9 protein-coding genes are annotated in these 12,082 nt (G+C 48.0%); 5 read left to right on the forward strand and 4 right to left on the reverse strand.

What is annotated here, in order from left to right; all coding sequences use genetic code 11:
• Nucleotides 1-59: 59 nt before the first annotated feature.
• On the reverse strand, nucleotides 60-1,820 hold the full coding sequence (gene sppA / locus B5D42_RS13305) for a signal peptide peptidase SppA (RefSeq protein WP_078832010.1): 1,761 nt from the start codon (nucleotides 1,818-1,820) through the stop codon (nucleotides 60-62).
• Between the two features lie 59 nt (nucleotides 1,821-1,879).
• Here sppA and folK point away from each other — a divergent pair, with 59 nt between their 5' ends.
• The 3 genes from folK to B5D42_RS13320 are packed head-to-tail and all read left to right on the forward strand — an operon-like array spanning nucleotide 1,880 to nucleotide 4,301.
• Nucleotides 1,880-2,359 (forward strand): 2-amino-4-hydroxy-6-hydroxymethyldihydropteridine diphosphokinase, encoded by a 480-nt coding sequence (folK, locus tag B5D42_RS13310; RefSeq protein ID WP_078832011.1) that lies wholly within the window; start codon nucleotides 1,880-1,882, stop codon nucleotides 2,357-2,359.
• Nucleotides 2,360-2,406: 47 nt separating this feature from the next.
• The gene (locus tag B5D42_RS13315; RefSeq protein ID WP_078832012.1) at nucleotides 2,407-3,036 is read left to right on the forward strand and encodes a deoxynucleoside kinase; all 630 of its coding nucleotides are present in this window, start codon (nucleotides 2,407-2,409) and stop codon (nucleotides 3,034-3,036) included.
• A 20-nt stretch (nucleotides 3,037-3,056) separates the two neighbouring features.
• The gene (locus B5D42_RS13320) at nucleotides 3,057-4,301 is read left to right on the forward strand and encodes an MFS transporter (protein ID WP_078832013.1); all 1,245 of its coding nucleotides are present in this window, start codon (nucleotides 3,057-3,059) and stop codon (nucleotides 4,299-4,301) included.
• Here the strand turns inward: B5D42_RS13320 and B5D42_RS13325 are convergent, their stop codons facing one another.
• Together B5D42_RS13325 and B5D42_RS13330 are read right to left on the reverse strand one after the other, a co-directional pair.
• Nucleotides 4,302-6,536: a monovalent cation:proton antiporter family protein gene (locus B5D42_RS13325; RefSeq protein WP_078832014.1), complete on the reverse strand. Its 2,235-nt coding sequence runs from the start codon at nucleotides 6,534-6,536 to the stop codon at nucleotides 4,302-4,304.
• Between the two features lie 66 nt (nucleotides 6,537-6,602).
• Nucleotides 6,603-7,085 (reverse strand): YkgJ family cysteine cluster protein, encoded by a 483-nt coding sequence (locus B5D42_RS13330; RefSeq protein WP_245825686.1) that lies wholly within the window; start codon nucleotides 7,083-7,085, stop codon nucleotides 6,603-6,605.
• 149 nt (nucleotides 7,086-7,234) lie between these two features.
• On the opposite strand from B5D42_RS13330, the gene gcvP reads away from it, so the two are divergent.
• Both gcvP and B5D42_RS13340 read left to right on the forward strand, forming a co-directional pair.
• Entirely contained in the window at nucleotides 7,235-10,111 is a 2,877-nt protein-coding gene (gcvP, locus tag B5D42_RS13335; RefSeq protein WP_078832015.1) for an aminomethyl-transferring glycine dehydrogenase, read from the forward strand.
• A gap of 95 nt (nucleotides 10,112-10,206) precedes the next feature.
• Nucleotides 10,207-10,992, forward strand: coding sequence for a M90 family metallopeptidase (locus tag B5D42_RS13340; protein WP_078832016.1), 786 nt, complete (start codon nucleotides 10,207-10,209; stop codon nucleotides 10,990-10,992).
• Between the two features lie 5 nt (nucleotides 10,993-10,997).
• Here the strand turns inward: B5D42_RS13340 and B5D42_RS13345 are convergent, their stop codons facing one another.
• Nucleotides 10,998-12,041: a Gfo/Idh/MocA family oxidoreductase gene (locus B5D42_RS13345; RefSeq protein ID WP_078832017.1), complete on the reverse strand. Its 1,044-nt coding sequence runs from the start codon at nucleotides 12,039-12,041 to the stop codon at nucleotides 10,998-11,000.
• Between the last annotated feature and the right edge of the window lie 41 nt (nucleotides 12,042-12,082).

Consider the following 12,082-nt stretch of genomic DNA (forward strand, 5'->3'; position numbering starts at 1 on the left):
TTGCGGCAACAAATCTATCCTTTTATTCACCTCATGCAAAAGATAAGGCAAAAAACAGGTTAGTTAAACCCTAACAGGAACGGTAATCTCGCCTGCGGTATGCCTATCATCTTTTCTGTGTTCTTCACTTCTTTCAGCATCCGGAACTGCTTTTCGCCAATCTCCTGGCGGATGAGGTCTTTGCTGATGGCTCTTTTATAATTACCTACCAGTTGTTCCAGCAAGCCTTTCTTTTCGGGATATTCGCGTGTCTGGTATTCTTTCAGACCTGCCATCCTTACCGCGCAATCCAGCGCATCCTGCAAAGTTCCGATCCGGTCTACGAGGCCCACGTCTTTTGCCCTCCGCCCTGCCCATACCCTGCCCTGCGCAATACTGTCGATAAACGCTATATCCTTTTTTCTTCCTTCGGATACCCTGCTTTTGAATGTGTAATAGATAGAATCGACGGAAGCCTGCAGGAACCTCTTCTCCGTTTCTGTCAGTGGCCTGTCGGAACTGCCCATATCTGCATAAGGTGCTGTTTTCACACGATCGAACGTAATGCCTAGTTTATTTTTAAAGAACGACTGGAAATCAGGAATAATACTGAACACGCCGATCGAACCTGTAATAGTAGCAGCGCCTGCAAAAACAGAATCTGCATTGCAGGAAATATAATAACCACCTGAAGCCGCCACATCGCCCATACTTACCACTACCGGTTTTTCTTTACGGAGCAGCGCCAGTTCGCGCCAGATCACATCACTTGCCAATGCGCTTCCGCCTGGCGAGTTTACGCGGAATACAACTGCTTTCACATTCTTATCGAACCTTGCCTTGCGTACGATATTTCTGAACTCGTTGCTTGCCACCTGGTTCTCGTCACCCTTTCCATCCACGATATCTCCCTCTGCATAAATGATAGCCACTTTATCTTCCGAATACTCCGATTTTTTGAAATCGGCTGCCTTGGCATAATCGCTCAACGTTACAAAATTGATCGCAGCTTCCTCATTCAGTTTCAACCTTCTGAATATTTCCGATTTTACTTCATCGTCATACCTGAGTCCATCCACCAGTTGATGCTGTAATGCATCATGCGCGGTGCGGATGGCACCGTTCACTGCCAGTGCACGTAATGTTGCAGTATCGGTCTTGCGCGTAGCTGCTGCTGCGGCAAGGAATTCGTTGTAAAGATCGCCGAGCCATACGGAAGTCTGCAGCTTGTTCGCCTCTGTCATCTGCATTTCACGCAAAGGTTCTGTAGCGCTTTTGAATTTACCTGCGTAGAAGATCTGTGGTTTGATCTCCAGTTTATCGAGCAGTCCTTTCATGAAAAGCGTACCGGAAGCAAAACCATCCCATTCCACCCCGCCCTGCGGATGGCAATACAACCTGTCTGCGGCATTTGCCACATAATAGGCTTTCTGGGAGATCGCTTCGCCGTAAGCGATCACGAATTTATTGCTGCGTTTGAATTCGAGCAGGGCTCTGCGCAGTTCTTCACTGGCAGCAAAACCATTGTTATCGCTTCCGCAGATCACATAGATCCCTTTAACGGAAGAATCTGACCTGGCCGAATAGATCATCCGCACTACATCGTAAAGACCGGGAATATCCGCTTCGGCATCGCCCATCAGCGAAGCGATGGTATTATCCTGTTTCTGCTCACGGAAATGATCAGCCAGGTTGAGCACGAGCACTGCATTTCTGCCGATAACAGGTTTTTCTGCACTTGTAGCGCTGGCAATAAAACCGATCAGCACAAAAATGCCGATCACTGTAAACACCACGAGCGCCAGCAGTGATGCAAAAAATATCTTGAAAAAATTCTTCATGCTTTGATTTGGGCTTATATGAATTTAAAGATATTTGAACATTAGTATTCCACCAATTTATGAGCACAGCTTATTTACTGATAGGCGGCAACATGGGCAACAGGAGCGCCAGTCTTCAGCAGGCAACGGATGAGATCAACAGGCTATGCGGTCAGGTAACTGCTGTTTCATCCATTTATGAAACGGCCGCCTGGGGCAAAACGGACCAGCCTTCTTTCTACAATCAGGCACTGGTACTGGAAACAGATCTTGAACCCGCCATGTTGCTGACCATGCTTTTACAGATCGAAAAACAAATGGGCCGTGAGCGGAAGGAACGCATGGGGCCAAGGGTGATCGACCTGGATATTATCCTGATCGATGACCTGCAGATCCACACCCCGGAACTGATCGTACCGCATCCGGCCATGGCGGCACGCCGGTTTGTACTGGAACCACTGGCCGAAATAGCGCCGCAGGTTCAGCATCCGGTACTGCACAAAACCATCGCCACATTGCTGGAAGAATGCACCGATACACTGGATGTGCAAAAAAAATAGCCACATACAAGAAGAGGGCCGTTAATTTTGGCGGTCACGGACTTATCATGAAGTATCAATTCATTACTGTAGAAGGAAATATCGGGGCGGGAAAAACAACGCTTACCCATTTGCTGGCCAAACATTTCGATGCGAGGATCGTGCTGGAAGAATTTGCAGACAACCCGTTTCTTCCCAAGTTCTATGATAACCCGCAGCAATACGCATTTCCGCTGGAGCTTTTTTTCATGGCGGAACGTTACAAGCAGCTGAAGGAAATGGTGCATAAAGACCTGTTCCAGCAAACCACCATTTCAGATTACCTCTTCACCAAATGCCTGCTGTTTGCCAAAGTGAACCTGCCGGAAGAAGAGTTCAGGCTGTACCAGAAACTGTTCGACATCATTCACCAGCAACTGGTGTTCCCCGATATACTGATCTACCTGCATGCGCCGGTACAAAAGTTGCAGGCCAACATCAGGAAACGGAACCGCGAATACGAGCAGTCGATCCCGGACGAATACCTTTTCAATATCCAGGAAACCTATACCAGCTATATCAAGCAGCATAATATCAAGACCATTTTCATCGATGCCAGCAATGCCGATTTTCTTGGGAATGAGAAGCATCTGCAGGTAGTACTGGATGCGCTTGAACGGGAATACGAGCCCGGTCAGCATTATTTCACATTGCCTTAGGGCAATAACAACATACCACTATGGCTAAAGCAGCAAGGACCGATCCGTTTGATGCAGTACGCATACCAGAATTCAGAAATCTTGTGATCGGCCGGTTCTTCTTCATCATGGGGCTGCGGATGATGAGTACGGTTGTAGGCTGGTGGATCTACCAGTTAACCAATGCTCCTTTTGCCATCGGTCTGATCGGCCTTTCCGAAGTGATCCCGGCATTATCCATGGCATTGTATGCCGGTCACGTGATCGACCTCAGCGAAAAAAGGAGACTGCTGCTGCGCGGTGTATCGTTGTACCTGCTCGCAGCACTGACATTGGTGGCATTGTCTTCATCATTCACAGCACATCATTTAACCAATCACTGGATCGCGATCTGTATTTATGTTGTCATCTTTTGCACCGGTATCATCCGCTCTTTCGCAGGCCCTGTTTTCAATGTAATACTGGCGCAGGTGGTTCCGAAAGATAAATTGCAGAATGCCACTACCTGGAACCAGGGCGCATGGCTTTCTGCATCGGTAACAGGACATGCGGCCGGTGGATTTATGATTGCCGGGCTGGGTAATACCAATACCCTCATCAGTATTGCCATGCTCATGACACTTTCACTGGTATTATTGTTCCAGCTGGGACCAAAGCCAGCGCTGAACGAACGTGGTGAGAAAAAGACCTGGGAAAGTGTGAAGGAAGGCATCCATTTTGTATTCCGGACAAAAGAAATTCTCGGGGCGCTTTCGCTGGACCTGTTTGCCGTACTGTTTGGCGGCGCTGTAGCCATGGTACCCGTTTATGCCCGTGATATTCTGAAAGTTGGCCCGCAGGGTTTCGGCTTTCTCAACGGCGCTTCCGATATGGGTTCTATCTGTATCGTGATCTTACTAACCCTCTTTCCGCTGCGGAAACAACAGGGGCGGAAACTGCTGTTCGCCGTTGCGGGGTTTGGTATCTGCATCATCACATTCGCTATTTCAAAAACATTCTGGTTATCCTTTTTTGCACTGATGATCGCTGGAATGCTGGACGGAATCAGCGTGGTAGTAAGAGGAACCATCATGCAATTAAAAACACCCGACAACATGCGTGGCCGGGTGATGAGTGTAAATTCGATGTTTATCAACAGCAGTAATGAGCTGGGCCAGTTCGAAAGCGGGCTCAGTGCAAAACTGATGGGTGTTGTTCCTTCCGTCATTTTCGGTGGCTGCATGACCATCGGTGTGGTAATCGCCACCTGGTTCAAAGCGCCGGCACTACGGAAAATGGAATACTAGTTAACGCTGACCCAGGTTATACAGTTGCTGGATCTTTTTGCGTTCACCCACGATCCATACCACATCATCCCATTCAAAAATGGTGTCGGAGGAAGGATTCAGCAAGCGTTCGCCCTGTCTTTCTATTCCCACAACCAGACCATTGGTTTTTTCCCGGATACCGGAACCACGGATGGTTTGTCCTTTTAAACGTGTGTATTCGTCTACAACGATATGTTCCAGTTCTACGTTTTCTTTTACGGTTTCATCAGCCGGTTCATTTTCTTCGATGATCTTGCCGAATTCCAGGAGTTGCTGGTCGGTACCGATCACGCCGATCATATCGTAAGGATAAACCCTTTCATTACGCGCCGGGGCATACAGGATCTGGTTTCCTCTTTCAATAAAAGCCACATTGATACCAAACTGTTCGCGCCATTGTAATTCTTCCAGTGTTTTACCGATGAATACGGCCAGCGGGCTGATCTTGTACCTGGTAATGTGCGCATCCCAGGGAGAAAGACGGGTTTGCCTTTTATTTTCTTCGATCGTTTCCTTCTCGTTCAGGTTGGTAAGAAAACGTTCTTCTATCCGCTGGTAGAACCGCTGCAGACGCTGCCTGAAGATCACCAGCACGATCAGCATAAAGAACACCGTTCCGCCCACCGCAACCCAGAAAGGAAAGATCTGACGCAGCATTCCGCCTACGAGCAGTATCGCCAATACGTTCCGTACCACTTCCAGCATCACGAGCGGACCTTTACTGTATTTCGGATCCAGCCAGAGTGCTGCATAGGTACCGCGGCGGATCTTTTTTACCGTGAGGGCCCAGATGAACGGCGACATAAACAACAGGCTGAGCGCTGCCGTGAGTATACGCCCGATCAGTTCATTCTGGAAATGTTTCAGCACAAACGGCAACAGGAAATAAGAAGTAAGCAGGATCAGCGCAACGATCACCACACCGTTGATGATCACCAGCTGGATATAATAATGCAGTAACTTTTTCCAGTTGCTTTCCGCCTCAATGATCTGCGAACTGCTGCTGTAACGCTCCAGTGAATCGAGCCATTTCTGCGGCAGCACACGTTGCAGCAGACGAAGCAGCGGATCTGCCAGCCTGATCATATAAGGCGTGGAGAATGTAGTGATCACCGAAACCCCCACCGCAATCGGGTAGAGATAAGAACTCGTTACGTTCAGCGATACACCGAGCGTTGCAATAATAAAGGAGAACTCCCCTATCTGCGACATGCTCGTTCCTGCCTGAACCGACTGCTTCAGCGTCCGGCCCGACAACAGCGCACCGGTACTTACAAACAAGGTCTTGCCAATGATCACACTTAATGTAAGCAGCAGCACCGGCACAGCATACTGCACCAGGATGGCCGGATCTATCAGCATTCCCACAGATACGAAGAATATAGCACCGAACAGGTCTTTCACGGAAGTGATCAGGTGTTCGATCTTTTCTGCCTGCGTTGTTTCCGCCAGGATCGAACCCATGATGAATGCGCCCAGGGCCGCAGAAAAACCTGCCTGCTCTGCCAGCACCACCATACCCAGACAAAGCGCCACCGATACTACCAGCAGGGTTTCGCTGTTCAGCCATTTGCTCATCTTTTTAAAGAACGTAGGCAGCAGGAAAATTCCCATCACAAACCATAAACACAGGAAGAACAGCAGCTTTGAAATAGAATATACCATCTGTGTGCCTTCAAACTGACGGCTTACTGCTACGGTTGATAACAATACCATCAATAAGATCGCAACCAGGTCTTCAATGATCAGGATACCAAGTACCAGGCCGGTGAACTGCTTGCGTTTCAGTCCCAGTTCATCAAATGCCCGGAAGATGATCGTTGTGGAGGAAATAGCGATGATTCCACCGAGGAAAAGGCTGTCCATATACGGCCAGCCTAACGCCTGTCCCATCAGGTAACCCAGTAACATCATGCATGACAATTCCACCACACCGGTTATTGCTGCCGAGCCGCCTACTTTTACCAGTTTTTTAAAACTGAATTCTATACCCAGCGCAAAAAGAAGGAATACTACCCCGATATCGGCCCATATGCGGATACCTTCGAGATCGGAAATAGTAGGGAATAATTTAAAATTCGGTCCTACCAGCAGTCCGGCTATAATATAGCCCAGTACCACCGGCTGTTTCAATTTCTTAAAAAACAAGGTAATAACACCTGCAGCTACAAGTATCAATGCCAGGTCTCTGATCAATGGGGGTAAATGACTCATAGGCCTTTTTTTGACGGTTATTAGATTGATTTTTGCAAGAATATACAAAAAGAAATGGAAAAAAAATTAGAATTTCATCAGTTTTTCTAATACGTAATATACTGCCGGACAAAATGTAGCATTTTTTAATGTGATAGCAGGACGTTTCAGTAATACGTCTTCGTCGGTGTAGGGAAACCGGTGGCAATCGGATGGACGGTCTTCGTAAATGCTGCAATAATTATCGGCACCGAGAAACGGGCAGGGCGAGCTTTTCACCACGTAATCGCCATCTTCATCCAGCCGCAGGTAAGTGTCGATGAACACACTTTCCTTCATCCGCAGCTGTTTGCTGATGCGTTTGATATCCGGTGTTTTAAACCTGGGTGAATAGTTTTTGCAGCAATTGGCGCAGCTGAGGCAGTCGACCTTGCTGAAAGCCTCCTCATGCAGGTCGGGCAGCTGGCGGTATACTCGGGTTTTATCGGCCTTCTGCAAGAGCTGCCGGTACTGTTTCTGGTGATCGGCGCTTTTTTTTTGCCAGTTTTCGAGATCAACATTACCCATCATGCAGCAAAGATAGCCCTTTCGGCAGCCTTTCCCCACAGTTTCCCCCGTCAGGAATCGCTGCTCATTTTACAATGGATAAACGTAACTTTGCGGCGTTGAAAAACTTCCTTGGGAAAATCTACATCACTACCTAAAGCTTGACGTTAATTATGAACCTTTTCGAACAGCAGTCTTCTGAATTCCAGCGCAGACATATCGGACCAAATGCAGATGATACCAAAGCCATGCTGGCTACAATCGGCGCATCATCTCTCGATGAACTGATCAGTAAAACCGTTCCGGATGCCATCCGCATCAAAGAACCGCTCGCGCTGCCACAGGCGATCAGCGAGTTCGAATACCTCAGCGAGCTGAAAAAAACAGCGTCAAAAAATAAAGTATATAAAAATTATATCGGCCAGGGGTACTATGGCACCATCACACCGAGCGTGATCCTCCGTAACGTATTCGAGAACCCGGGCTGGTACACCCAGTATACACCGTACCAGGCCGAGATCTCTCAGGGACGCCTGGAAAGTCTCCTGAACTTCCAGACCATGGTGGCAGATCTTACAGGGCTGCCTATCTCCAATGCATCATTACTCGATGAAGCCACTGCCGCAGCTGAAGCCATGGCAATGGTATTCCATCATATCAATAAGACCGACAAGATCACCAGGCCGCGCTTCTTTGTTGACAATAACATTTTCGCACAAACCAAAGATGTACTGGTAACACGCGCAGAACCGATCGGCATTGAGCTGGTGTACGGTGATTATACAGATGTGGCTGCTGATGAAACTTATTTCGGCGCCATCCTGCAGTACCCTAACAGCAACGGATCTGTAGAAGATTACCGTTCATTTATAGAAAAAGTGCATGCCGCCGGCGGACTGGTAGTAGTAGTAACCGATCTGCTGGCACTCACACTGCTTACCTCGCCCGGAGAACTTGGTGCAGATGTAGCCGTGGGAAGCGCACAACGTTTCGGCGTACCGATGGGTTACGGCGGTCCGCACGCAGCATTCTTTGCCACACAGGATGATTTTAAAAGAGGAATGCCCGGCAGGCTGATCGGTGTGAGCATCGACGCACAGGGAAACAGGGCATTACGTATGGCGCTCCAGACCCGCGAGCAGCATATCAAACGCGAAAAAGCAACTTCCAATATCTGTACAGCACAGGCACTGCTGGCCAATATGGCTGCGATGTACGCAGTATACCATGGCGCTGCAGGACTGAAAGATATCGCCACCAGGATCCACCTGCTGACCAAATCGGTTGCAGAAGGACTTTCAAGGCTTGGCATTGAACAAAACAATAAGTACTATTTCGACACACTGCATTTTACGAGTGTGAATGCTGTTGCGGTTAAAGCAATGGCGGAGAAATACCATTCCAACTTCCATTATTCACCGGACGGATCTTTCAGCATTACGCTGGATGAAACAACATCCGTTGAAGACACGAATACGATCCTCAAAATATTTGAATCACTGGCAGAAAAAAGCACCGGTCATCGGATCGAAGCTGCTTCCTTTACAGAAACAGCTTACCAGTTGCCTGAAGCATTACTGCGTACTTCAGAATACCTCACACATGAAGTATTCAACGTGCACCGCAGTGAAAGCCAGATGATGCGTTATATGAAGCAACTAGAGAACAAGGATCTGTCGCTGAACACCAGTATGATCAGCCTCGGAAGCTGTACCATGAAACTGAATGCAGCCACTGAAATGATCCCGGTAAGCTGGCCGGAATTTGGCGGTCTCCACCCATTTGCACCGGCAGAACAGGCAGGCGGTTACCAGCAGATCGTTGAAGAGCTGGGCGAATACCTTGCAACCATCACCGGCTTTACAGCCTGCAGCCTGCAGCCAAACAGCGGTGCTCAGGGTGAATATGCCGGTCTGCTGACCATCCGTTCCTACCATGCCGCAAGAAATGAAGCACATCGTAATGTAGTACTGATCCCGATCAGTGCACACGGTACCAACCCTGCCAGTGCAGTGATGGTTGGTTTTAAAGTGGTGGTGGTGAAATGTGATGAAGCAGGTAATATCGACGTGGCAGATCTGAAGGCAAAAGCTGAACAATATAAAGATACACTGGGTGCGCTGATGGTAACTTATCCGTCTACGCATGGTGTATTTGAAGAGACCATTAAAGATATCTGCCAGATCATTCACGACAACGGCGGCCTGGTATATATGGATGGCGCCAATATGAACGCACAAGTAGGACTGACCAGCCCGGGTATGATCGGTGCGGATGTTTGTCACCTGAACCTGCACAAAACATTCGCTATTCCGCATGGTGGTGGCGGACCTGGTATGGGGCCGATCTGTGTGAACGATAAACTGGCGCCTTACTTACCCGGACACGCTGTACTGGGCGATAGCAAGAATGCCGTAAGCGCTGCACAATATGGTTCAGCGAGCATCCTGCTGATCAGCTATGCCTATATTAAAATGCTCGGAGCCGATGGTGTGAAAATGGCAACCGAGTACGCGATCCTGAATGCCAACTATATGAAGGCAAGACTGGAAAAGCATTACAAAGTATTGTATACAGGAAAGAACGATACCTGTGCGCATGAGTTCATTGTGGATCTGCGTCCGTTCAAGCAAAGTGCAGGCATTGAAGCAGAAGATGTGGCCAAAAGGCTGATCGATTACGGCTTCCATGCTCCTACCCTCAGCTTCCCTGTACCTGGTACGATCATGATAGAGCCTACAGAAAGTGAAGACAAAGCCGAACTCGACCGTTTCTGTGATGCCATGATCTCCATCTGCGAAGAGATCAAAGCGGTGGAATCAGGTAAATCTGATAAGACTGATAATCCGCTGAAAAATGCACCACATACACAACAAGTGGTTTGCGCAGACGAATGGGCACATCCTTATACCAGGAAAGAAGCTGCATTCCCGCTGCATTATGTAACACTGAACAAATTCTGGCCGAGTGTGGCAAGGGTAAACAATACTTACGGCGACAGGAACCTGATCTGTACCTGTGAACCAACATCGTCTTATGCAGAAGCATAATGATGGTTCATCTTTACTGAATAAAACAACGCCCTGTGATGATCACAGGGCGTTGTTTTTTAATCTTTATTGCTAATCCTTGTTTAACTTGTAGTATGAGCGGACTTATTCTGGTGATCATCGGGGCTTTGGTACTGGCCTATTTCCTGTTCCGGAAAAAACCGGCGGCAGTTATTCCTGCCTCGGAAATCCCTGAACTGGAGCCGGTACTGCAGCAACATGTGGCTTATTTCAGAGCATTGGAAGTATCGGAAAAAGAAAGATTCAAAACCCATGTCAGGAAATTTCTTGCGTATGTACGTGTACATGGCGTGGACACAACGGTAAGCAACGAGGAGAAGATCCTGGTAGCCGCCGGAGCGGTAATCCCGATCTTCGGTTTTAAAGACTGGCATTATTACAACCTGAAAGATGTGTTATTGTATTCCGACACATTCAATGCCCAAAGTTTTGAAACAAGTGGTGAACACAGAAATACGCTGGGCATGGTAGGCGATGGCACACTCAGCCAGATGATGCTGCTATCAAAAGCATCCGTTTATGCGGGATTTGACAATACTTCCGACAAGAACAATACCGTGATCCATGAATTCGTGCACCTGCTGGATAAGGCTGATGGCGCTGCGGATGGTGTTCCGGAAGCCTTGCTGGATAAACAATACGTACTCCCCTGGCTAAACCTGATCCATCAGAATATCAGACAGATCACAGAACATCATTCCGATATCAATCCTTATGCTGCCACAAACCAGGCAGAGTTTTTTGCAGTGGCCTCGGAGTACTTTTTTGAGCAGCCGGAAATATTCAGGCAAAAACATCCTGAATTGTACGAGCTGATGGAGAAAATGTTTTTACAGGATCCTCCGGCGCATCACAATTAACCTCATTACAAGCGGATCACACGCTGTTCCTGACTACTGCGGACAGCCGTTTCAATCACCTGCATCACCTGTATACCATCCGTTACAGTTACCGGCATTTCAGCCTCTTCTCTTAAAGCGCGGTAAACACCGTCGTAATATGCATAGTAATTACCCTGTTCGGAAGGAATCGTTTTCCTGATCACAATCCCGTTTTTTTCAGTATGCAACAGACCGCTTTCTTCTTCCGGTTCCCGGCCCCATTGTTCACTGCCAGGTTTATCATTTGCTGCAAGTCTTTCCTCCTGGATATCTGCGCGGCTTTTAATGAATGAACCCTTATGTCCATGAACGATATAGGATGGCAGCGCTTCACGCACAAGATAGCCGCTTTTCAACCGCACGCGCAACTGGTTATAATACAGCAACAGTTCGAAATAATCATCCACCTGCGATACAGGCCTGGTAATACGCAGATCGGCAAAAACAGCTTCCGGCATACCGAAAAGAAACAGTGCCTGGTCAATGATATGCGGACCAAGATCGTAAAGAATACCAGCACCCGGACCAGGTAATTCCTTATGCAGTTTGGGGCTCAGTTCTTCTTTATACCGGTCGAAATGAAATTCAGCTTCCGTAATATCACCCAGCCATTGCTCATCGATCACTTTTTTTACGGTTTTGAAATCACTGTCCCACCGGCGGTTCTGGAACACGGAGATTTTTCTGTTCATCCGCACGGCAAGATCACGCAACGCCATTGCTTCCGCAGCCGTTGTTGTAAATGCTTTTTCTACCACGATATGCTTACCGGCCTCAAGTGCTTTTTTTGCATATTCAAAATGTGTGTTGGTAGGCGTATTTACGATTACAAGCTCAACAGCTTCATCGGCCAGCAATTCCTCCAGCGACCGGAAGATCCTGATCTCCGGATAAAACTTCACCGATTCCGATTTTGTCCGCTCCCATGCGCCATATAATTCGAGTCCGGGATGCAGGGCAATGAAGGGAGCATGGAATACACGGCCCGACATGCCGAAAGAAAGGAGTGCGGTTTTTACAGGTATCATACAGTAATTGGTTTAAGAACATACAACTCAGGATCAAAAAT

The sequence above is a fragment of the Sediminibacterium ginsengisoli genome (assembly GCF_900167075.1).
GTDB classification, from domain to species: Bacteria; Bacteroidota; Bacteroidia; order Chitinophagales; family Chitinophagaceae; genus Sediminibacterium; species Sediminibacterium ginsengisoli.